Consider the following 20,691-nt stretch of genomic DNA (forward strand, 5'->3'; position numbering starts at 1 on the left):
TTTGCACGATACAATCGCGCGGTGTTCGCCCTGCCCAGGCCGGTGCGGGGGTCCATTTAGAAAAGCTCGAACGAGCCTCATCGGAAACGCGACTCGAAGCCGGGGAGACCGAACGCCATGACCGCCCAATTCCCGCCGCCCGTCCCGGAAGCCGGCCAGCGCCTGCTGAGCCACGAGGAGCTCGAGGCGGCGCTGCGCGATATCGGCGCCCGGCGCTACCACAACCTCCACCCCTTCCACCGGCTGCTGCACGACGGCAAGCTCTCGAAGGATCAGGTTCGCGCCTGGGCGCTCAACCGCTACTATTACCAAGCGATGATCCCGGTGAAGGACGCCGCGCTGCTGGCCCGCCTGCCGGATGCGCAGCTGCGCCGGATCTGGCGCCAGCGGATCGTCGACCACGACGGCGACCATGAGGGCGACGGCGGCATCGAGCGCTGGCTCAAGCTCGCCGAGGGCGTCGGCTTCGCGCGCGACTACGTGCTCTCCACCCAGGGCATCCTGTCGGCGACCCGCTTCTCGGTCGATGCCTACGTCCACTTCGTTTCCGAGCGGAGCCTGCTCGAGGCGATCGCCTCCTCGCTCACCGAGATGTTCTCGCCGACGATCATCTCCGAGCGCGTCGCCGGGATGCTGAAGAACTACGACTTCATCACCAAGGAGACGCTGGCCTATTTCGACAAGCGGCTGACCCAGGCCCCGCGCGACGCCGATTTCGCCCTCGACTACGTCAAGCGGCACGCCACCACGCCCGAGATGCAGCGGGCGGCCATGGACGCGTTGACCTTCAAGTGCAACGTGCTCTGGACGCAGCTCGATGCGCTCTACTTCGCCTACGTCTCCCCCGGCATGGTGCCGCCGGATGCGTGGCAGCCGGGCGAGGGCCTCGTCACCGAGAACGCCCCCGCCGAGCCTGGCCCCGCCGCGACACCGACGGCCCAGCCCGCGGCCTTCTCGGGCAGCGACGTGCCGCGCCTGCCCCGCGGCGTGCGCCTGCGCTTCGACGAGGTCCGCAACAAGCACGTGCTGCTCGCGCCCGAGCGCACCTTCGATCTCGACGACAACGCCGTCGCGGTCCTCAAGCTCGTCGACGGCCAGAACACGGTCTCGCAGATCGCCCACACCCTGGGCCAGACCTACGATGCCGACCCGGCCGTCATCGAGGCCGACATCCTCCCGATGCTGGCCGGTCTCGCACAGAAAAGGGTTCTGGAGCGATGAATGCACCGACCCCCGCCCCCTCTCCCGCGGACGTGATTCCGGCGCCCGTGGGTCTGCTCGCCGAGCTGACCCACCGCTGCCCGCTGCGCTGTCCCTACTGCTCGAATCCGCTGGAGCTCGACCGGCGCTCGGCCGAGCTCGACACACAGACCTGGCTGCGGGTGCTGACGGAGGCGGCGGGGCTCGGCGTGCTGCACGTCCACCTCTCGGGCGGTGAGCCGACCGCCCGCAACGACATCGTCGAGATCACGGCCAAATGCGCCGAACTCGGCCTCTACTCGAACCTGATCACCTCCGGCGTCGGCGGTGCGCTGGCCAAGCTCGACGCTCTCTACGATGCCGGGCTCGACCACGTGCAGCTCTCGGTGCAGGGCGTCGACGCGCAGAGCGCCGAGAAGATCGGCGGCCTCAAGAACGCGCAACCTCAGAAAATGCAGTTCGCCGCCCGCGTCACCGAACTCGGCCTGCCGCTGACGCTGAATTCGGTGATCCACCGCGGCAACATCCACGAGGTGCCGGGCTTCATCGATCTCGCGGTCAAGCTCGGCGCCAAGCGGCTCGAGGTGGCCCACACCCAGTATTACGGCTGGGCCTACGTCAACCGCGCCGCCCTGATGCCGGACAAGGCCCAGGTCGACGAGTCGATCCGCATCGTCGAGGCCGCCCGCGAGCGCCTCAAGGGTCAGCTCGTCATCGACCTCGTGGTGCCGGACTACTACGCCAAGTACCCGAAGGCCTGCGCCGGCGGCTGGGGCCGCAAACTGATGAACGTGACGCCGCAGGGCAAGGTGCTGCCCTGCCACGCCGCCGAGACGATTCCCGGCCTCGAATTCTGGTATGTCGGCGACCACTCGCTCGGCGACATCTGGACGAAGTCGCCCGCCTTCGCCGCCTATCGCGGCACGTCGTGGATGAAGGAGCCCTGCCGCTCCTGCGACCGGCGCGAGAAGGATTGGGGCGGCTGCCGCTGCCAGGCGCTGGCGCTCACCGGCGATGCCGCCAACACCGATCCGGCCTGCTCGCTCTCGCCGCTTCACGCGAAAATGCGGGATCTTGCCAAGGAAGAGGCTGCCGAGAACCCACCCGATTATATATACCGCAGCATCGGGACGAATGTGCAAAACCCCCTGAGCGAAAAGGCACCCCTTTGAGACGGACTATCCTGGCAGCCACCCTCGCGGCGGCTCTCTCGACGACGCTTCTCGCGACCACGCCCTTCGCCTGGGCGGCCTCGGACAATGCGGCGGCGACCAAGGACACGGCCAAAGCGCCGAATGCCGGCGCCCTGCTCTTCGAGCAGCCGCAGATGAAGAACACGACGCCCGGCAGCACGCTGTCCTACGACTACCTGCGCCGCAGCGGGATCGTGAAAGGTCCCTACGGCCCGCCGCTCAACGACGCGATCAAGCTCACGATCGAACCCGGCAAGAGCGCCGAGAGCCGCGACATCCGCGTGCAGATGTTCTCCGGCGGCAACCGCGTCCCGGCGGGTCCGTTCACGGACATGGCTGGCAATCCCGTCTTGAGCCTGTTCCTGGAGAACCATCTGAAGGGTCTCGCCGGCCTGCTCGAGGCCAATCCGCGCTACATCAAGAACGCGATCCGCAAGGGCCTGCGCGAGAAGGCGACGGTCACCCCGGTCCAGGTCGATTTCAAGGGCCGCAAGGTCGAGGGCTGGCGCGTCGAGATGAAGCCTTTCGAAGGGGACGCGCAGACCGAGCGGATGCGCGGCTTCGACACCACCACCTACACCTTCATCGTCGCGCCGGAGGTCCCGGGCGAGATCGTCTCCCTCGAGGCGCGGACGCTGAAGCCCGACGGCGGCGAACTCCTCGAAGAGAGGCTCGATTATGACCAGAAGGACTCCTGAGGTCGCGCTCGCCGCGGCGCTGGCGGCGGCCCTCGTCGCCGCGCCCGCGCGCGCCGACGAGAACGATTATCCGACCGATGCGCGGGCCGATTACGTGTTCGGCTGCATGGCCGCCAACGGCCAGACCCGCGAGGCGCTGGAGAAGTGCTCCTGCTCCCTCGACGCCCTCGCCTCGATCCTGCCCTACGACAAGTACGTGCAGGCGAGCACCATCCTCTCGATGCGCCAGGGCATCGGCCAGCGCACCACCGCGTTCAAGTCGACCAAGATGTTCGACGACAAGGTCGCCGACCTGCGCCGGGCCCAGGCCGAGGCGGAGATCCGCTGCTATCGCGGGGCCTCCTGAGCGACCGCAGCTCCGCGAAAGGGCGCGAGGGATCTGGCTAAACGGAATGCGAGGGGCTAGGCCGGCAGGCCTGTCCCCGACGAACCGACGACACCCGATGCCGCCCTCCGCCTCCCCGCCGACGCGCCTGCAAACCCTGCTGCCCGAGCTCGGCCGGCGCACGCTGGTGATGGGCATCCTCAACGTCACGCCGGACTCGTTCTCGGACGGCGGCCGCTTCGAGGGCGTCGAGGCGGCGCGGGCGCAGGCCACGGCGCTGACGCAGGCCGGCGCCGACATCCTCGATATCGGCGGCGAGTCGACCCGGCCCGGCCACACGCCGGTGCCGGCCGCAGAGGAGCAGGCTCGCGTCCTGCCCGTGATCGAGGCGGTGGCGCCCGGCCTGTCGCGCCCGATCTCGATCGACACCTACAAGGCCTCCACGGCCGACGCCGCGCTGAAGGCGGGTGCCACCATCGTCAACGACGTCTGGGGCCTGCAGCGCGAGCCGGACATCGCCCGGGTCGCCGCCGAGCACGGCGCCCCCGTCATCGTCATGCACAATCGCGAGACGATCGACGGCGCGCTCGACATCGTCGCCGACATGCTGCGCTTCTTCGAGCGCTCGCTCGACATCGCCCGCCGCGCCGGTATCCCGGACGGCGACATCGTGCTCGATCCCGGCATCGGTTTCGGCAAGAGCTGGGCGCAGCATCTCGAGGCCCTGCGCCGGCTCCCCGAGATCCGGGCGCTCGGCTTCCCCCTCCTCGTCGGCGTCTCGCGCAAGAGCCTGCTCGGGCGCCTGCACGACCGGGAGACGGCGCCGCGCGACCGCCTCGTCGGCTCGCTCGCCGCGCACGTGCTCGCCGGCTCGCTCGGCGCCGACATCGTGCGCGTCCACGATGTGGCGCCGCATGTGGAGGCCCTGCGGGTGCTCGACGCCGTGATGCGTCCGGATCCGGCCGCCGGGGCCGTTCATGACTGATCGCATCCTCGTCCACCGCCTCGCGGTCTTCGCCCGTCACGGCGTGCTGCCGGAGGAGGAGCGGCTCGGCCAGCGCTTCTACATCTCGCTCGAATGCCGCCTCGACCTGTCGCAGGCCGGGCGCAGCGACGACGTCGCCGCCACCGTGAGCTACGCCGATCTGGCCGAGATCGCCCTCGACATCGCCACCAACCGGCGCTTCTCCCTGATCGAAGCCTTGGCCGAGGCGATCGCCGGGACCTGCCTCGCCCGCTTCCCCCGCATCGAAACGATCGCGGTGCGGATCGACAAGCCGAGCGCGCCGATCCCGGCCGTGCTCGACTACGCGGCCATCGAGATCGTGCGCGGCCGCGCGGACCGGATCTCGCCGACGGAGAAGAGATGACGCGCGCCTATCTCGGGCTCGGCAGCAATATCGGCGACAAGACCGCGAGACTGGCCGAGGCCGTCGAGCACCTCGTGGCGACGCCCGGCATCCGGGTCGCGGCGCGCTCCGGCGATTACCGGACCCCGCCCTGGGGCGACACCGACCAGGACTGGTTCCTCAACGCGGCGGTGGCCATCGACACCGATCTGACGCCGCACGGGCTGCTGGAAGTCTGCCTGTCGGTCGAGGCGGCGCTCGGGCGTGTCCGCGAGCGACGCTGGGGACCGCGGGTGATCGACATCGACGTGCTCGCCTACGAGGGAGCGCAGGTGTCCGACGAGCGCCTCGTGCTGCCGCACCGTTTCGTGCGCGAACGCGCCTTCGTGCTGGTGCCGCTCGCCGAGATCGCACCCGACCTCGTCATCGGCGGCGAGACGGTGGCGCAGGCCCTGGCCAAGCTCGACGCGACGGGGATCGAGCGGATCGAATGAAAGAGGCCCGAACCGCGGTTCGGGCCTTCGATGGCTGGTCTTCGGCAGTGAAGTCCGGGATCACTCCTCCGCCGGACCGAGAGGCCTGTTCTCCTCCTCGGCGAGCAGCGGCACGTCGTATTCCCTCAAGACCTTCTCGATATCGGCCTTGCGTTTGCGCAGGACGGTGTTGATGCTGCGCTTCCAGTCGTTCTCGTTCTGGCGCACGCCCATCGAGACGCGGAAGGTCAGGGGCGGCCGCGCCGACTCGTTGAGGAGCGGCACCACATCCATCGCTACGCCGCTCTGCTTGGCCAGCCAGCCCGCGGCCGGGCCCCAGAGGATCGCCACGTCGATCTTCTTCTCGGCGAGATCGGCGATCACTTCCGCCGCCACCGTCTGGTGCTTGCGCTCGGCTCCGAAAGCGTAAGGCGCGTAGGCGTGGATCCGCTCGCCGACGAGCTTGAGCTCACTCAAGCGGTTGGAAGGGGGCGTGCCAGCGATGATGCCGATCTGCCGATCCTTCAGCCGCGGGTCGTCGAGGGCCTTGATGTCCGGCAGCTCGCCCTTGCGGGCCACGAGGACATAGGCCGAACGGTAATAGGGATTGGTCGGCTGGACGACTTCGCCGCCCGATGTGCCGATGATCAGGTCGCATAGACCGGTCCCGAGGGTGTTGCGGACGAAGCCGGGTCCCTGGGTGAGCCAGTAGTAGCGCAGCTTCACCTTCAGCTCGTCAGCGACGATCTGCGCGATCTTGTTCTCGAAGCCGTCGCCCTTGCGCGCGGAGAAGGGCATGTTGCCGGGATCGCTGCAGACGCGCAGGACATCCTGCGTGACCAGATCCGGCAGGTGCTGCGCCTGGACGGGCCGCGCCCCTGCGGAGAGCAGGAGCGCGGCGACCGCGATCGAAACGAGAGGGCTCGAGCGGGTCATCAGCCGCCGAGGCACTCCTTCTCGGCCGTCTTGGCGCTCTCGGGCTTCTCTTCCTTCTCACCCGGACGGGCGCGGCCCCAGGCACCGGCGGCGCGGGCGCGCAGGTACACGTAGAGGTCGTTGGCGTAGCACATGACGTTCTTGTTGTCGCCGAAGGCCGGCATGACGCTCTCGTTGCCCGCCGTGTGGTTCTGACGTCCACCGGCGAGGATGCCGTAGAACTCTTCGTAGGAGAGACGCTTCAGCGAGTCCTTGAGGACGGGAGCGTAGGTCGAACCCATGCCGTCCGGACCGTGGCAGACGTGGCACTCGGCGTGGTACCGGCGGTACCCGGAATAGGTGTACCAATCGACCTTCTTGCCGTCGTTGGTGATGTGGAAGGTCGGGTGGCCGTCCTTGTCGAGGTACTTGCCATCCTCTTCCTTCACCGCCGTGGCGGCCTTGAGCACGGGCTCGTCAATCTCCTTGGCGTTCGGATCGAGCTTGTTGGCGAGTTCCGGCTTGGCGTCCTGTGCGAAGACGGCGGTCGCGGTCGGAACCGCTCCGAGCAGGGCCGCACCGACGAGACCAAGAACAGCGGTTCTTTTTATCGAAGACAACGACGTTTCTCCCGAGACCATCATGTTGCACCGCAACGTAGATCGTGCGGCTACCAGCAGGCCCTACAGCATAATCATAAAATCATAAAGATGCCGGCGCGATTTCCCGCGCCGGCATCCTTAGGCTCAGTGTCGCAAGCGACGACTTAGTTGTTCGGCAGAGCGAAGACCGTCAGCTGACCACCGAGGTTGGTGTAGCTCGACAGGGCCGCGTAGCCGCCCACCGCGCCGAGACCGGCGTTCGGGTCGGTCAGGCCGGCCGCGAGGCCGATGCCGGCCCAGCCGCCGACGCCCGACAGGACGCCCACGTACTGCTTGCCCTTGTGCTCGTAGGTCATCACGTTGCCGATGATGCCCGACGGGGTCTTGAACTTGTAGAGTTCCTTACCCGACTTCGAGTCGACCGCCTTCAGGTAGCCCTCGAGGGTGCCGTAGAAGACCACGTCACCGGCCGTGGCCAGCGCGCCGCCCCAGGCCGAGAACTGCTCGGGGTTCGACCACTTGATCTTACCGTTCACGCCGTCCCAGGCGATGAAGTTACCCATGCCGCCGTGCGAGCCGGGGGCCGGGTACATCGAGAGGGTCGCACCGACATAGGGCTGGCCCGGGGTGTAGGTCACCCGGAACGGCTCGTAGTCCATGCAGACGTGGTTGGTCGGCACGTAGAACAGGTTGGTCTTGGGCGAGAAGGCCGCCGGCTGCTGGTCCTTCGAACCGAGCGCCGCCGGGCAGATGCCCTTCGAGTTCACGTCCTCGCCGTTCTGCTCGGTCGAGTACTTCGACACGACCAGCGGACGGCCGTAGGTCTTGGAACCCTTGTCCATGTCGACCTTGGTGGCCCAGTTCACGACCGGATCGTACTTCTCGGCGACGAGCAGTTCGCCGGTGGCGCGATCGAGCGTGTAGCCGAAGCCGTTACGGTCGAAGTGCGTCAGGAGCGGGCGCTCCTTGCCGTCGATCTTCTGATCCGTGAGGATCATCTCGTTGATGCCGTCGTAGTCCCACTCGTCGTGCGGGGTCATCTGGTAGACCCACTTGGCCATGCCGGTGTCCGGGTTACGCGCCCAGATCGTCATGGACCACTTGTTGTCGCCCGGACGCTGCTTCGGGTTCCAGGTCGAGGGGTTGCCCGAGCCGTAGTAGAAGAGGTCGAGCTTGGGATCGTAGGAGAACCAGCCCCAGGTGCAGCCGCCGCCGGTCTTCCACTGATCGCCTTCCCAGGTCTTCAGCGAGGAGTCCTTGCCGACCGGCTTGCCGAGCGAGGTGGTCTTCTCGGGGTCCATGATCATGTCGGCGTCGGGGCCCTGGGAGTGGCCGCGCCACACCTTCTTGCCCGACTTCAGGTCGTAGGCGGTGACGTGGCAGTTCACGCCGAACTCGCCGCCGGAGATGCCGACGATGACCTTGTCCTTCACCGGGAGAACGGTGGCGGTGTTGGTCTCACCCTTGGACGGGTCGCCGTTCTTGACCGACCAGTTGACCTTGCCGGTCTTGGCGTCGAGCGACACGAGCGTGGTGTCGGCCTGGTGCAGGAGGATGGCGCCGTCGGCGTAGGCCAGACCACGGTTGACCGTGTCACAGCACATCACCGGGATCACGGACGGATCCTGCTTGGGCTCGTACTTCCACACGATCTTGGCGCCCTGGTCGAGGTCCAGCGCGTAGACGATGTTCGGGAAGGGCGTGTGGACGTACATGATGTTGCCGACGACGAGCGGGGAGCCCTCGTGGCCGCGCAGAACGCCGGTCGAGAAGGTCCAGGCAACCTGGAGGTTCTTGACGTTGTTGGCGTTGATCTGGTCGAGCTTGGAATAGCGGGTGTTGGCGTAGTCGACGGTCTGAAGAACCTGCTCCGCCGGGTTGGCGATGCCCTTCATGACGCTTTCGTTGGCCAGGGCCGGGCTCGCAGCAGCGAGACCCGCACCGAGGGCGAGAAGATGTACCGCTCTCATGGATTCCTCCGACAGGTCTTATCGGCCGGCGGACAGCAGCCCGCTGCCTGCCCTGGATTGACCTGCTGTTTGCGACAGGGATCGTATTCGCTCCGGCAGCTCGCGATCGTTGCCATGGGAGCAGGATAATCCTGCATTCCCGGCAACTTACACGGCTGGTTCCGCATCCCCGAGCGGCCCCCTCAAACCGAAGCTTGAACGAACTCTAAGAAAATTTCCGGCGGCGTCAACTCGATTTCGCGCGTGGAATGTCGCAGCTGACACAGCCTTTATCATGGAATTTTTCTGATAAAACGCTGTTTTTGCAATGCACCATTTAATATGCAGCGCACACATCTCGCTTTTTCTTTGGCGGGTCATTGGTCCCAAACATCTGGCGGAATGCGCCGCCTGCATGGGCCGGCCAAATTTTCCCATCACGCATGCAGAAATAGCACTTTAATTCCTGCCATCGCTCGGTTTCGCTCTGATACTTGCTGCCGCAGCGCAAAACCGGACACGGCCCGAACCGGTGCGGGCGGACAGCGCGGACGGCTCCGACAGGCGCTCCGGCCACGGGAAAATTTTGCATCGAAGCGTTCCGCTTATCCTTAAGAGACAGCGGCGATGCCCGGGAAGAATCGGCAATCGGCCTCGCGCGAGTCGCCTCGCATCGTCCGCCCGCGGCCGCATCGACCGCCGGCGACGGCGCTTCACAGGGCAACGATGGCGGGGAAGCGGGCGGCCAGGCTCCGACGGGTTGTATCGGCCCAAGCCCGGTCGCGCTCGGCGCGTAACCGCTCGAGGGGAATGTTCGCCAGGAGGTGGGCGGGCCGGGGCGAGACCAGCAGGAGCCGGTCCGCGATCTCGATGGCCTCGGCGACGTTGTGCGTGACCATCAGGACGCTCGTACCGGTCCGGCCGACTGCCCCGACTACCAGTGCGCGCAGGGACGCGGCCGCCGCGTCGTCGAGGGAGACGAAGGGCTCGTCGAGAACGAGGATTCGCGGCTCCAACGCCAAAGCCCGCGCCAGCGCCACGCGGCGCTGCATCCCGAGCGATAGCGCGCCGGGATAGTGCGCGCGCCAGGAGGTGAGCCCGAGCGATTCGAACAGATCGTCGAGGTCGCGCCCCCGGCGCGCACGGGGCAGACCGAGACGGACATTCTGCTCGATCGTGCGCCAGGGCAGCAGCCGCGGATCCTGGAACACCATCGCGATCCCGGCCCGGGACGGTTCCGGGCTGACGCTGCCCTCGAAATCGCGGTCGAGGCCGAGCAGGATGCGCAGGGTCGTGGTCTTGCCCGCGCCGGAAGGTCCGATCAGGCAGGTGATCTCGCCGGCATGCAGCTCGAAGGCGAGGCCGCGCACCGCCTCGACGGCCTCGGTGCGCGCCCGGCGGCCGGGCCTGCGATAGACCTTGCGCTCCACACGCACCGTCAGAAGCGGCGCGGGCTCGGCGCCGATCGCCGCGGGACCGGTCTCAGCGCCAGCGGCGGACATGGGCGTCGAGGGGCTGGAGCAGGAGGGCGTCGATGGCGAGCATCACGCTCATGAAGACGAGGCTGTAGCCGATCACCGCGGTGACGTCGAAGAGGGTGAAGTAGTAGTTGATGGCAAAACCCACCCCGTTCGGGCGCCCGAGCAGCTCGACCACCAGCACGATCTTCCAGGCGAGCGAGATGCCGGAGCGCGCCGCCGCCACCATGAAGGGCTGGAGCTGCGGCAGCAGCACGTGGGCGATCCAGGTGCGCCGGTCGAAACGGTAGGTCGTGGCCATCTCCTCCAGGCCGGGATCGAGGCCGCGCGCGCCCTCGCGCATGATGACCGCGACATTGGGCAACTTGTTGAGCGCCACCGCGACGATGGCGGCGGTCTCGGTGAGCCCGAGCCAGACATAGGCCAGCACCGTGATGACGAGGGCCGGCGTGTTGAGGATCACGAGGAGGGGCGTGTCGAGCAGCCGGTCGGCAAGGCGCGAGCGCCCCAGGGCGATGCCGAGCAGCACGCCGAGGCTCATGGCGATCACGAAGGAGACCGCGACGCGGGCGAGGGTGACGCCGACATTGAAGAGGAGACTGCCCGTTTCCGCCTCGCGCAGGACGAAGGCGAGCACCGCGCTCGGGGCCGGCAGGGTCCGTATGTCGGCGTAGACCGAGACGCCCTGCCAGAGGGCGAGCAGGACAGCGAGGGAGAGGAGGCGCGCGAGCAGGGCCATGCGAAGCGTCAGCGGACCGAAGCCGTCATCGCGGCATCGTCAGCCATTGCCCGCGGCGTCGAGATAGAGGTCCGGCGGCAGCGTCTTGCCGGCACCGAGGAGCTGCGGCCCCCCGAACCGGTCCAGGGCGGCGTAGATGCGCTCGCCGTCCGCGCGCTCGGCGGCGATCGGCCGGCGCGGAATGCCGGCGAGGAAGTCGCGCTTGAGGGTCGAGAAGGTGGCGTCGTCCTCCGCCGCCATGAGCGGGCGGACCGTCTCCCACAGGGCCGGCTCGTTCGCCAGCGCGTCCTTGGCGGCGGCCGAGGCCCGGGCGAACCCGCGCACCACCTCGCCCCGGTCGGCCACGGTCTGGCCCTCGTAGAGATAGCCGATCAGCGAGACCGCCCCCTTGGCGCCGAAGGCCCGCATCACGTCGTCGGCCGAGATCAGCCGCTTGAAGCCCTTGGCCTCGAGACGCGCGCAGAACTGCCAGTAGAGCAGGGCCGCGTCGAGCTCGCCGCTCTCCAGCTTCTGCGCCAGCAGCGGCGGCGCGCCGTAGGCGATCTGCGCGGCGGTGTCGAGTTCGAGTCCCGCCATCTCGCGCGCCTGCGCCTTGAGCAGGATCCAGTTCTTGTCGAGCGCCCCGCCGGCCACCCCGAGCCGCTTGCCCGAGAGCGCCTTCAGGTCGGTGATCGGACTTCCGGCCGGCACCATCAGCGCGCCCTCGGTGGTCGAGTAGGGCGAGAAGCGCACGCCGCGTCCCTCGTTGCCGAGCCGGGCGGCGAAGATCAGGTCGCCGACGATCGCGTCCACCTGACCGCCGAGGAAGGCGATGCGGGCGGCGTCGTTGCCGGCGAGCTTGACGATGTCGAGGGTGAAGCCGTTGGCCGTATCGAAGCCGCGCGCCTTGATCACCGCGGCCTCCCAGGAGGCGGTGCCGAAGGGCAGCACGCCGAGCCGGAATGTCTCGCCCGCCGCCCGCGCGCGGCGAACCGTCGGCAGCGCCGCCGCGAGCGACAGGGCCGCCGTCGCGAGCATTCCGCGCCGTGACAGCATGGGCGTCCTCATGAATTATCGATCAGACCGTCCCGCCTCTTCGGAAGCGGAAGTTTCTGTTGAATTTTTTAATAGGGACTCGGCTCCGCCCCGTCCACAGCCGGCCCCGGCGTTTCCTCTGCGACATGCGGGCCCGAACGCTCCCGATCCGGCTTGCGCCGCCGCCCGTCCGGACGCAGGTTTTCGCCGGTTCCAAGGTTCGCCGGTTCCAAGGGAGGTGACGATGGCACAGGCACGCGAGGGCGTCCTCGACGACGCGACGGTCGAGCGGCGGCTCAAGGAGGAGCTTCCGGCATGGCGGCTCGAGGACGGCTGGATCCGCCGGACCTACAAGACCGCCTCCTGGAAGAGCACGCTGATGGTGATCAACACGGTCGGCCATCTGGCCGAGGCCGCGTGGCACCACCCGGACCTGACCGCCTCCTACGCCTGGGTCGAGGTGCGGCTCATGAACCATGCCGCCAAGGGCATCACCGAGAAGGACTTCGCCCTCGCCCGGAAGATCGAGGAGGTGGTGTCCTGGCAGCCCGGCACCGAGGGCGGCGCCCTGGAGGGGACGCCGAGCGATCCCCGCTTCGCCTACATCAAGTACGACAAGTAGCCGGTTCGCCGATCAGGCCGGGGCGCACGAGCCCGGCCTCAGGCGACGCCGTGCTGACGGAACCACTCCTGCAGCCGCTTCCATCCGTCCTGCGCCGGCTCGGCGCGGTAGCTCGGGCGGTAATCGGCGTGGAAGGCGTGCGGCGCGTCCGGATAGACGACGAACGCGCAGGTCTTGGCCGCCTCCCGGCAGGCCTCCTTCATCCGGTCGATCGTGGCGACGGGGATGCCCTGATCGGCACCGCCGTAGAGGCCGAGCACCGGCGCCTTGAGATCGGCGGCGACGTCGACCGGATGCTTCGGCATCAGGTCCGAGGCGTCGCCGACGAGGCGCCCGTACCAGGCGACGCCCGCCTTCACGTTCGGATTGTGCGCGGCGTAGAGCCAAGTGATGCGCCCGCCCCAGCAGAAGCCGGTGATGCCGAGCCGGGCCGTGTCGGCCTTGCCCGTCCCCTTGGCGAAGGCGACCGCCGCGTCGAGGTCGCTCATCACCTGCGCGTCGGGCACCTTGGAGACGACCTCGCTGACGATCTGCTGGATGTTCGCCAACTTCGAGACATCGCCCTGCCGGGCGTAGAGTTCGGGCGCCAGGGCGAAGGTGCCGAGCTTGGCCAAGCGGCGGCACACATCCTTGATGTGCTCGTGCACGCCGAAGATCTCCTGGATGACCAGCACCGTCGGGAAGGGCCCGCCCTCGGCCGGCATCGCCCGGTAGGCCGGGATCTCGCCGTCCGGCGTCGGGATCCTCACCTCGCCGGCCGTCAGCCCGTCGGTGTCCGTGGCGATGGTGGTCTGGGCCGCGACCGGCTGCACCGCGAGGGCGAAGCCGCTGGCGAGGCTCGTGGCGATTACGGTGCGGCGCGAGAGGGTCGTCTGAGCCGCGAGGCTTCGAAGGTCGGCGTCGAAAGCGGTCATGCGCGCCTCAAAGAGTGAAACCATCGAGCGGGCCGGAGCCCGGCGGCAGAAGTAGGGGCGCATCCGCCGACGGCGATGGTCGCGTGTTCGCTTCCGCCGCGGCGGTGCCCACCACATCCACTCCCGAGCCGAAACCCCGGCGACTTCGCATCCGTGCGGGATCAGGCCCGGGTCCTCGCCGGTTGCGCCCTCAGGCCCCTTCCGAGACTTGTGATGATGACAGTCCGAGACGAGCGGAGCGGCTCCGCCGCGCGCGCAACCTTCTCTCCTCCTCAACCCGGCGGACTGGCCCCCGCGCTTCTGCGCAACATCCGGGCTCTGCAGGAACGCCGGAACGCGGCGGAGCACGACGCCTCCCTGCGGGATCGCGTGGCGGAGGCGATCACGCGGTTCACGGGCAGCATGACGTTCGTTGCGCTGCACGTCGTGCTGTTCGGCTTCTGGACCCTGGTGAATACGGGACTGCTGCCGGTCCTGCCGAAATGGGACGCATCCTTCGTGATCCTCGGCACCTCGGCCTCCGTCGAGGCGATCTTCCTCTCGACCTTCGTGCTGATCAGCCAGAACCGCATGGCGGAGGCGGCCGACAAGCGGGCCGATCTCGATCTTCACATCAGCCTTCTGGCCGAGCACGAGGTGACGAAGCTCGTCACGATGGTATCGGCCATCACGGAGCGGATGGGGATCGAGACGCCGGCGGATCCCGAGGTCGGCGAACTCAGCCAGGATGTGGCGCCCGATGCCGTCCTCGACGAGATCGAGCGGAACGGCCGCGCCTGAGGTCAGGCTCGCCAAAAAGAAAGGCCGGGCGAACCCGGCCTCTCTCCCGTCAGCTTGCGAGGAAGCTTACTTCCCGCCCATCGCGTCGGCCTTCTGGATCAGCGCCTCGGCCATCCGGATCGAGGCGATGTCGATGAGGCGGCCGTCGAGGGAGACGGCGCCGCGGCCGGCCTTGGCGGCCTCTTCCATGGCCTCGAGGATGCGGCGGGCCTTGGTGACCTCGGCCTCGGAGGGGGTGAAGACCTCGTTGGCCAGATCGATCTGCGAGGGGTGGATCGCCCACTTGCCCTCGAAGCCGAGCGCGGCGCAGCGGCGGGCCGCCGACTTGTAGCCGTCCGGATCGGAGAAGTCGCCGAACGGACCGTCGATCGGCCGGAGCCCATAGGCGCGGCAGGCGACCAGCATGCGGTTCTGGGCGAACAGCCACGGGTCCTGCCAATGGGTCTGGCGGTTGCCGGCCTCGTCCTTGTCGGTGAGCACCGAGTAATCGGGATTCACGCCGCCGATCACGGTGGAGCGGGCCCGCGTCGAGGCGGCGTAGTCGGCCACGCCGAAGGACATCGCCTCAAGGCGCTTGGAGGAGGTGGCGATCGCCTCGACATTGGCCATGCCGAGCGCGGTCTCGATCAGCACCTCGAAGCCGATCTTCTTCTCGCGCTTCTTGGCCTGCTCGATCTGCGTCACCAGCACGTCGATGGCGTAGACGTCGGCCGGCACGCCGACCTTGGGGATCAGGATCATGTCGAGGCGCGGACAGGCCTCCACGATATCGACGACGTCGCGGTACATGTAGTGGGTGTCGAGACCGTTGATGCGGATCATCATGGTCTTGTTGCCCCAATCCAGGTCGTTCAGGGCCTGGATGATGTTGGTGCGGGCCTTCTCCTTGTCGTCGGGCGCGACCGCGTCCTCGAGGTCGAGGAAGATCACGTCGGCGTTCGAGGCGGCCGACTTCTCCATGAAGGTCGGGTTGGAGCCGGGAACCGCGAGTTCCGAGCGGTGCAGGCGGGGTGTGGCCTGCTGGATCAGGGTGAAGCTCATCGGGAGTCCTCCGTTCTTTGAGACCGTCTTGTCCTGCGCGCGGTCACTTTCACAGATTGCGTGCCGCGCTTCTATCTCGCGCGCCCGGCCCGGCCGTCCAGCCGGGTCCGAGACACGTCGTCGAGATTGTATGCATTATCCAGTCGCGCCGAAGCCGACGGCGATGCAGTTGATCGAGAGCAGCAGGGCGGACTTCACCGCCTCGCGCTTGTCCTCGTCGGTTTCGCTGCGGTAGCGGCGCAGCAGCTCGACCTGCTCGCGGCTGACCTGGTTGATGGTCGGCAGCCGGCCGCGCAGGCGCTCGCTGAATTGCGGGAAGCGCTGGGCGAGTTCGCCGTCGCCGGAGACCCGCAGCACCATCTCGCGGGTCAGCGCGTATTCCTGCTCGATCATGCCGAAGATGCGCGCGCGGATGCCCTCGTCCTCGACGAGGCCGGCATAGTCGCGGGCGATCTCCAGATCGACCATCATCAGCGTCTTCTCGACCTCGTCGAGGACGAGGCGGAACACCCGGCAATCCCGGAACATGCGCTTGAGCAGGGCTTCGCCCTGTTGCCCGCGCACGTCGATGAAGCTCTTCAGCCCCGAGCCGACGCCGTACCAGCCGGTGATGACGTGGCGGTTCTGCGACCACGCGAACACCCAGGGGATCGCCCGCAGATCCGAGAGCGACTTGGCGCCGAAGCGGCGTGCGGGCCGCGAGCCGATATTGAGCAGGGCGATCTCGTCGAGCGGGCTCGCCGCCTGGAAGTAATCGACGAGGCCGTCCGCCTGGAGCAGGTTGACATAGGCCGCCCGCGAGGCGCCCGAGAGCGCCTCCAGCGCGTCGTCGAGTTCGGCGCGCGAGCCGTTGCCGTTCCCTTCCGAGAGCAGGGCGTGCTCGAAGACCGAGGCCGCCAGCAGCTCCATCTGGTAGGCCGCCGTGCCGCGGTTGGCGTATTTGAACGAGACGACCTCGCCCTGCTCGGTGATGCGGAAGCGGCCCTGGATCGAGCCCGGCGGCTGCGCCGCGATGCCGCGATGGGTCGGCACGCCGCCGCGGCTCACCGAGCCGCCGCGGCCATGGAAGAAGGCGATCGGCACGCCGAGATGGTTGCCGAGCGTCGTCAGCCGCACCTGCGCCTTGTACAGCTCCCAGTTCGAGGCGATGAAGCCGCCGTCCTTGTTGGAATCGGAATAGCCGATCATCACTTCCTGCACCCCGCCCTGCCAGCGGGTGGAGCGGCGCACCACGGGGATGCCGAGCAGCTCCTTCATGATGGTCGGCGCGGCGCGCAGGTCGTCGATGGTCTCGAACAGCGGCACGATCGGCAGCGGGCAAATCTCGGTGCCGGTGGCGTCGAGGAAGATGCCGGCTTCCTTGGCCAGCAGGTAGGCGCCGAGCACGTCCACGGTCGAGCGCGTCATCGACAGGATGAAGGCGCCGAACGCCTCGCGGTCGAGGGTGTCGCGCATCTCGCCGACCAGGGCGAAGGTGGCGAGCGTCTCGCGGGCGTCGTCGGGCAGCCGGTCGGCGAAATCCTCGAACGAGGTCTCCGGCGTCCGCGGCCGGGCGAGTTCGGTGAGCAGCCACTCCTTCCAGGCGGGTGCATCGAGCGCCGGCGGCTCGCGGTCGCCGTTGCGCAGCTTCCACAGGGCGTGCAGCGTCTTGGTGGTGCGGGTCGAGTTCTCGCGGAGATCCAGCCGCACGGTGGAGAAGCGGAAGATCTCCACCATCCGCCGCACCGGCCGCACGATGTCGGTGGCGAGCGCCCCGCACTTGGCGTCGGCGAGCCCCTTCTCGAGGGTGCGCAGGTCGTTGATGAGCCCGTCCGCGCTCGGATAATCGGGGCCGACCGAGCGGGCGCCCTTGTTGCGGGCGATGGTGGCTTCGAGCTTGCGCAGCACGCAGGAGAGGAACTGGCGGTAGGCCTCGCCCGGGTTGCGGTTGGCGATGGCGCGCCCGTCACCGGACTCGGCGAGCATGTGGGCGAGTTCCTGGCGGAACGCCTCCGGCACCGGCAGCGAGCGCTCGGTGATCGAGAGCACCCGGCCGAGATGGGTGATGCCGTCGCGGTAGCGCCGCAGGCTCGCCAGCGCATTGCGCTGCAACGTCTCGCGGGTGACGCTGGCGGTGACGTAGGGATTGCCGTCCCGGTCGCCGCCGATCCAGCTTCCGAACTGGAAGAAGGGCGGCACCTCGAAGGTCTCGTCGGGATAGTATTGGGCGAGGCTCTCCTCGAGGGAGACCATCACCTCGGGCAGCATCTCGAACAGGGTCTCGTCGAAGAAGTGCAGGCCCCAGGCGACCTCGCGCTCGACGGTGGCCTTCTCCAGATGCAGCTCGCCGGTCATCCAGATCAGTTCGATCTGGTCGCGCAGCTCGTTCATCAGGCCGTTGCGCTCGCGCTCGGTCCAGCGCGGCAGCTCCAGCTCGCGCAGCACGAGGTAGATCCGGCGCAGCTTCTCCAGCACCGTCACCCGCTTGCCCTCGGTGGGGTGGGCGGTGATCGTCGGGCGGATGCGCAGATCCTTCAGCAGGGTGTGGATCTGCTGCGGACCGATGCCCCGGGCGGAGGCTTCCGCCAGAACCTTGGCGAAGGATCCGTTCAGCGCCTCGCGGCCCTGGTCGCGCTCGACATGGCGGCGGCGGCGCATGGCCGCGTTCTGCTCCGCGATCGAGACGAGCTGGAACCAGATGCCCTGCACCTGCAGCGCGCGGGCCAGCATTTCCGGCGTGAAGGAGGAGATGTCGGCGCGCCCGTGCAGCACGTCCTCCAGCTCGGGATCGTGGCGGCGCGCCACGTCGAGCAAGGCGTGGAACAGGATATCGAGGGCGTCCTCGGTCGCCGTGCCGGTGATGACCGGCGGCGCGAAGGTCGAGTCGGTCGCGGCTGACGGCCGGGCGTGCAGCGTCTTGGTCATGGGATCCCCCCTGGCGAGGTTCTCTTTTCGGACTCCCGTGGGCAGGCCTGCGGGACGGTGGATCACTCCGATCCACAAAGCCCCCTCCTCCCGAACGCGAGGCCGAAGCGAGGAGGGGCAGATCGTTCAAGTCAGGTGAGGCGGTACCGCTCGCACCACCCCGAAGCCCCCTCCCCGCTCGGAAGAGGGGGACAGCGCGATTACGCCGCGCGGGCGAGCACGTCGGCCACGGTCCGGCCGAAGGAGCCCGGATCGGGCGCGACGGTCAGGCCGTAGGACTTCATGATCTCGGCCTTCTCGGCGGCGCTGTCGCCGGTCGCCGAGATGATCGCGCCGGCATGCCCCATGCGGCGGCCCTTCGGCGCAGTCAGTCCGGCCACGAACCCGATCACGGGCTTCGAAAAGTTCTCCTTGATCCAGGCCGAGGCCTCGGCCTCCTGCGGGCCGCCGATCTCGCCGATCATCAGCACGGCCTCGGTCTCCGGGTCCTGCTCGAACAGGGCGAGGCGGTCGAGGAACGAGGAACCGTTGATCGGATCGCCGCCGATGCCGACGGAGGTCGAGATGCCGATGCCGAGTTCCTTCATCTGGGCGGCGGCCTCGTAGCCCAGCGTGCCGGAGCGGGAGATCACGCCGACCTTGCCCGGCAGGTAGATGTGGCCGGGCATGATGCCGAGCATCGACTTGCCCGGCGAGATGATGCCGGCGCAGTTCGGGCCGACCACCATCGTGCGCTTCTCTTTCGGGTAGCGCCGCAGGTAGCGCTTCACCCGCATCATGTCCTGGGCGGGGATGCCGTCGGTGATGGAGCAGACGAGCTTGAGGCCGGCATCGGCCGCCTCCATGATCGCGTCCGCCGCGAAGGGGGGCGCCACGAAGGTGATCGAGGTGGTGGCGCCGGTGGCGGCGACCGCCTCCTTGACGGTGTTGAACACCGGCACGCCGCAATGGGTCTTGCCGCCCTTGCCCGGGGTGACGCCGCCGACGACGTTGGAGCCGTAGGCGATCATTTCCTTGGCGTGGAAGGTGCCCTTGTCGCCGGTGATGCCCTGGACGAGGATCGGGGTCTTCTCGTCGATGAGAATGCTCATGGCGTGATTCCTCCCCCGTTCGTCAGTGCTTGGCGCCGTGGCAGGCTTCGACGGCCTTGCGCGCGGCTTCCGTGAGGGTGTCGGCGGTGATGAGGTCGAGCCCGCTCTCGGCGAGGATTTTTTGGCCCTCCTCGACATTCGTGCCGGCGAGACGCACCACCAGGGGTACGTCGATCTTCACCTCGCGCGCGGCCTTCACCACGCCCTCGGCGACCCAGTCGCAGCGGTTGATGCCGGCGAAGATGTTGACGAGGATCGCCTTCACGTTGCGGTCGGACAGGACGAGACGGAAGGCCGTCGCAACCCGGTCTGGGCTGGCACCACCACCCACATCCAAGAAATTCGCCGGCTCGCCGCCCGCGTGCTTGATCATGTCCATGGTCGCCATGGCCAGACCCGCGCCGTTGACGATGCAGCCGATCTCGCCGTCGAGGCCGATATAGCTGAGATTGTGCTCGGCGGCCTGGGCCTCGCGGGGATCGCCCTGGGACGGGTCGTGCATGTCCGCGATGTTGCGGCGGCGGAACAGGGCGTTGTCGTCGAAGGACATCTTGGCGTCGAGCGCCAGCACCCGGTCGTCCTTGGTGACGACGAGCGGGTTGATCTCCAGCATGGTGCCGTCGCAGTCGCGGAACGCCCGGTAGGCGTTCATGATGGTCTTCACCGCGGCGGAGACCTGCTTGATGTTGAGGCCGAGCTGGAATGCGATCTCGCGGGCCTGGAACTGCTGCAGGCCGACCGCGGGCTCGACCACGACCTGGATCAGCGCCTCGGGCTCCTTGGCGGCGATCTCCTCGATATCCATGCCGCCGCGCTGGGAGGCGATGACGCGCACGCGCTCGGCCTTCCGGTCGAGGACGTAGCCGAGATAGAGCTCGCGCTCGAACGGGTCGGCGGTCTCGACGTAGACGCGCTGGACCGGCTTGCCCTCAGGCCCGGTCTGGAGGGTGACGAGGCGTTTTCCCAGCAGGTCGCGGGCCGCGTCGCGCACTTCGTTGTAGGTGCGGCAGAGCTTGATCCCGCCCGCCTTGCCGCGGGCGCCGGCATGGATCTGAGCCTTCACCGCCCAGAACGAGCCGCCGAGCTCGGTCGCGGCATAGACCGCCTGATCCGGGCTGAAGGCCACGGCGCCCTTCGGGACGGCGACCCCGAAGCTCGCGAGCAGCTCCTTGGCTTGGTACTCGTGAACGTCCATCGAGACCTCCTTCGCGTTTCCGTCGTTTTTGTTGGGCCAACCTTCGCGGAAAAATTACTTTCCGGGAAGCGGGTCGGCTCTCAATTTTTTCTTGTTTAGGACTTTAGTTTGCTTGCCCGGCAGAGACTTAGCGGGCTTCTAAACTGCGGATCGTGCGACGAAGGCACGGATCACGGCGATGCGCCCCGCTCTCGCCCTCATCCCGATGT

Annotated in this window: 20 protein-coding genes; 9 read left to right on the forward strand and 11 right to left on the reverse strand. The window is 68.0% G+C overall.

Going from position 1 to position 20,691, the window contains the following annotated elements; translation table 11 throughout:
* Positions 1–117 precede the first annotated feature (117 nt).
* The 7 genes from pqqC to folK all read left to right on the forward strand — a co-directional run bounded on the left by pqqC (position 118) and on the right by folK (position 5,259).
* Complete coding sequence (gene pqqC / locus HNR01_RS13060; RefSeq protein WP_017485233.1) at positions 118–1,221, forward strand: pyrroloquinoline-quinone synthase PqqC; 1,104 nt, start codon at positions 118–120, stop codon at positions 1,219–1,221.
* On the forward strand, positions 1,218–2,372 hold the full coding sequence (gene pqqE, locus HNR01_RS13065; RefSeq protein WP_183668007.1) for a pyrroloquinoline quinone biosynthesis protein PqqE: 1,155 nt from the start codon (positions 1,218–1,220) through the stop codon (positions 2,370–2,372). Before pqqC ends, pqqE begins: the two co-directional genes overlap by 4 nt.
* Positions 2,369–3,091 carry a hypothetical protein gene (locus HNR01_RS13070; protein WP_183668008.1) on the forward strand — a complete coding sequence of 241 codons (723 nt, stop codon included), beginning with the start codon at positions 2,369–2,371 and terminating at the stop codon, positions 3,089–3,091. The genes pqqE and HNR01_RS13070 overlap by 4 nt, the downstream gene beginning before the upstream one ends.
* On the forward strand, positions 3,072–3,437 hold the full coding sequence (locus HNR01_RS13075) for a hypothetical protein (RefSeq protein WP_183668009.1): 366 nt from the start codon (positions 3,072–3,074) through the stop codon (positions 3,435–3,437). The genes HNR01_RS13070 and HNR01_RS13075 overlap by 20 nt, the downstream gene beginning before the upstream one ends.
* 97 nt (positions 3,438–3,534) lie before the next feature.
* Positions 3,535–4,401 (forward strand): dihydropteroate synthase, encoded by an 867-nt coding sequence (gene folP / locus HNR01_RS13080; RefSeq protein WP_153874630.1) that lies wholly within the window; start codon positions 3,535–3,537, stop codon positions 4,399–4,401.
* The gene (folB, locus tag HNR01_RS13085) at positions 4,394–4,786 is read left to right on the forward strand and encodes a dihydroneopterin aldolase (RefSeq protein ID WP_183668010.1); all 393 of its coding nucleotides are present in this window, start codon (positions 4,394–4,396) and stop codon (positions 4,784–4,786) included. Before folP ends, folB begins: the two co-directional genes overlap by 8 nt.
* Complete coding sequence (gene folK / locus HNR01_RS13090) at positions 4,783–5,259, forward strand: 2-amino-4-hydroxy-6-hydroxymethyldihydropteridine diphosphokinase (RefSeq protein ID WP_183668011.1); 477 nt, start codon at positions 4,783–4,785, stop codon at positions 5,257–5,259. The genes folB and folK overlap by 4 nt, the downstream gene beginning before the upstream one ends.
* Positions 5,260–5,319: 60 nt before the next feature.
* On the opposite strand, the gene xoxJ is transcribed toward folK, so the two are convergent.
* From xoxJ to HNR01_RS13120, 6 genes are all read right to left on the reverse strand, one after another.
* Complete coding sequence (xoxJ, locus tag HNR01_RS13095; RefSeq protein ID WP_183668012.1) at positions 5,320–6,174, reverse strand: rare earth element methanol dehydrogenase accessory protein XoxJ; 855 nt, start codon at positions 6,172–6,174, stop codon at positions 5,320–5,322.
* Positions 6,174–6,725: a methanol metabolism c-type cytochrome XoxG gene (gene xoxG / locus HNR01_RS13100; protein WP_198580284.1), complete on the reverse strand. Its 552-nt coding sequence runs from the start codon at positions 6,723–6,725 to the stop codon at positions 6,174–6,176. Before xoxG ends, xoxJ begins: the two co-directional genes overlap by 1 nt.
* Before the next feature lie 194 nt (positions 6,726–6,919).
* The gene (gene xoxF1, locus HNR01_RS13105) at positions 6,920–8,725 is read right to left on the reverse strand and encodes a lanthanide-dependent methanol dehydrogenase XoxF1 (protein ID WP_026105635.1); all 1,806 of its coding nucleotides are present in this window, start codon (positions 8,723–8,725) and stop codon (positions 6,920–6,922) included.
* 692 nt (positions 8,726–9,417) lie between these two features.
* Positions 9,418–10,206 (reverse strand): ABC transporter ATP-binding protein, encoded by a 789-nt coding sequence (locus tag HNR01_RS13110; protein WP_183668014.1) that lies wholly within the window; start codon positions 10,204–10,206, stop codon positions 9,418–9,420.
* Positions 10,187–10,921, reverse strand: coding sequence for an ABC transporter permease (locus HNR01_RS13115; RefSeq protein ID WP_017485223.1), 735 nt, complete (start codon positions 10,919–10,921; stop codon positions 10,187–10,189). The genes HNR01_RS13110 and HNR01_RS13115 overlap by 20 nt, the downstream gene beginning before the upstream one ends.
* 39 nt (positions 10,922–10,960) lie before the next feature.
* Positions 10,961–11,956, reverse strand: coding sequence for an ABC transporter substrate-binding protein (locus HNR01_RS13120; protein ID WP_026105634.1), 996 nt, complete (start codon positions 11,954–11,956; stop codon positions 10,961–10,963).
* Positions 11,957–12,179: 223 nt separating this feature from the next.
* Between HNR01_RS13120 and HNR01_RS13125 the strand changes: the two genes are divergently transcribed.
* Entirely contained in the window at positions 12,180–12,557 is a 378-nt protein-coding gene (locus HNR01_RS13125) for a 4a-hydroxytetrahydrobiopterin dehydratase (RefSeq protein ID WP_017485221.1), read from the forward strand.
* A gap of 38 nt (positions 12,558–12,595) precedes the next feature.
* Here the strand turns inward: HNR01_RS13125 and HNR01_RS13130 are convergent, their stop codons facing one another.
* The gene (locus HNR01_RS13130) at positions 12,596–13,471 is read right to left on the reverse strand and encodes a dienelactone hydrolase family protein (protein WP_153874634.1); all 876 of its coding nucleotides are present in this window, start codon (positions 13,469–13,471) and stop codon (positions 12,596–12,598) included.
* A gap of 216 nt (positions 13,472–13,687) precedes the next feature.
* On the opposite strand from HNR01_RS13130, the gene HNR01_RS13135 reads away from it, so the two are divergent.
* Positions 13,688–14,251 (forward strand): DUF1003 domain-containing protein, encoded by a 564-nt coding sequence (locus tag HNR01_RS13135; protein WP_183668142.1) that lies wholly within the window; start codon positions 13,688–13,690, stop codon positions 14,249–14,251.
* A 66-nt stretch (positions 14,252–14,317) separates the two neighbouring features.
* Here the strand turns inward: HNR01_RS13135 and HNR01_RS13140 are convergent, their stop codons facing one another.
* The 4 genes from HNR01_RS13140 to HNR01_RS13155 all read right to left on the reverse strand — a co-directional run bounded on the left by HNR01_RS13140 (position 14,318) and on the right by HNR01_RS13155 (position 20,482).
* Positions 14,318–15,292 carry an HpcH/HpaI aldolase/citrate lyase family protein gene (locus HNR01_RS13140; protein WP_017485218.1) on the reverse strand — a complete coding sequence of 325 codons (975 nt, stop codon included), beginning with the start codon at positions 15,290–15,292 and terminating at the stop codon, positions 14,318–14,320.
* Positions 15,293–15,427: 135 nt separating this feature from the next.
* Positions 15,428–18,196, reverse strand: coding sequence for a phosphoenolpyruvate carboxylase (locus HNR01_RS13145; RefSeq protein WP_183668015.1), 2,769 nt, complete (start codon positions 18,194–18,196; stop codon positions 15,428–15,430).
* 200 nt (positions 18,197–18,396) lie between these two features.
* Positions 18,397–19,287: a succinate--CoA ligase subunit alpha gene (sucD, locus tag HNR01_RS13150; RefSeq protein WP_183668016.1), complete on the reverse strand. Its 891-nt coding sequence runs from the start codon at positions 19,285–19,287 to the stop codon at positions 18,397–18,399.
* Between the two features lie 22 nt (positions 19,288–19,309).
* The gene (locus HNR01_RS13155) at positions 19,310–20,482 is read right to left on the reverse strand and encodes a malate--CoA ligase subunit beta (RefSeq protein ID WP_017485215.1); all 1,173 of its coding nucleotides are present in this window, start codon (positions 20,480–20,482) and stop codon (positions 19,310–19,312) included.
* Between the last annotated feature and the right edge of the window lie 209 nt (positions 20,483–20,691).

Source organism: Methylorubrum rhodesianum (genome assembly GCF_014199985.1).
In the GTDB taxonomy this organism is placed as follows: Bacteria; Pseudomonadota; Alphaproteobacteria; order Rhizobiales; family Beijerinckiaceae; genus Methylobacterium; species Methylobacterium rhodesianum.

Bases quoted from the DNA above. Each gene is read 5' to 3' on its own strand.
- pqqC (WP_017485233.1), top strand. From the start codon at position 118: ATGACCGCCCAATTCCCGCCGCCCGTCCCGGAAGCCGGCCAGCGCCTG.
- pqqE (WP_183668007.1), top strand. From the start codon at position 1,218: ATGAATGCACCGACCCCCGCCCCCTCTCCCGCGGACGTGATTCCGGCG.
- HNR01_RS13075 (WP_183668009.1), top strand. From the start codon at position 3,072: ATGACCAGAAGGACTCCTGAGGTCGCGCTCGCCGCGGCGCTGGCGGCG.
- folP (WP_153874630.1), top strand. From the start codon at position 3,535: ATGCCGCCCTCCGCCTCCCCGCCGACGCGCCTGCAAACCCTGCTGCCC.
- folB (WP_183668010.1), top strand. From the start codon at position 4,394: ATGACTGATCGCATCCTCGTCCACCGCCTCGCGGTCTTCGCCCGTCAC.
- folK (WP_183668011.1), top strand. From the start codon at position 4,783: ATGACGCGCGCCTATCTCGGGCTCGGCAGCAATATCGGCGACAAGACC.
- xoxJ (WP_183668012.1), bottom strand. From the start codon at position 6,174: ATGACCCGCTCGAGCCCTCTCGTTTCGATCGCGGTCGCCGCGCTCCTG.
- xoxF1 (WP_026105635.1), bottom strand. From the start codon at position 8,725: ATGAGAGCGGTACATCTTCTCGCCCTCGGTGCGGGTCTCGCTGCTGCG.
- HNR01_RS13110 (WP_183668014.1), bottom strand. From the start codon at position 10,206: ATGTCCGCCGCTGGCGCTGAGACCGGTCCCGCGGCGATCGGCGCCGAG.
- HNR01_RS13115 (WP_017485223.1), bottom strand. From the start codon at position 10,921: ATGGCCCTGCTCGCGCGCCTCCTCTCCCTCGCTGTCCTGCTCGCCCTC.
- HNR01_RS13120 (WP_026105634.1), bottom strand. From the start codon at position 11,956: ATGCTGTCACGGCGCGGAATGCTCGCGACGGCGGCCCTGTCGCTCGCG.
- HNR01_RS13125 (WP_017485221.1), top strand. From the start codon at position 12,180: ATGGCACAGGCACGCGAGGGCGTCCTCGACGACGCGACGGTCGAGCGG.
- HNR01_RS13130 (WP_153874634.1), bottom strand. From the start codon at position 13,471: ATGACCGCTTTCGACGCCGACCTTCGAAGCCTCGCGGCTCAGACGACC.
- HNR01_RS13135 (WP_183668142.1), top strand. From the start codon at position 13,688: ATGACAGTCCGAGACGAGCGGAGCGGCTCCGCCGCGCGCGCAACCTTC.
- HNR01_RS13140 (WP_017485218.1), bottom strand. From the start codon at position 15,292: ATGAGCTTCACCCTGATCCAGCAGGCCACACCCCGCCTGCACCGCTCG.
- HNR01_RS13145 (WP_183668015.1), bottom strand. From the start codon at position 18,196: ATGACCAAGACGCTGCACGCCCGGCCGTCAGCCGCGACCGACTCGACC.
- sucD (WP_183668016.1), bottom strand. From the start codon at position 19,287: ATGAGCATTCTCATCGACGAGAAGACCCCGATCCTCGTCCAGGGCATC.
- HNR01_RS13155 (WP_017485215.1), bottom strand. From the start codon at position 20,482: ATGGACGTTCACGAGTACCAAGCCAAGGAGCTGCTCGCGAGCTTCGGG.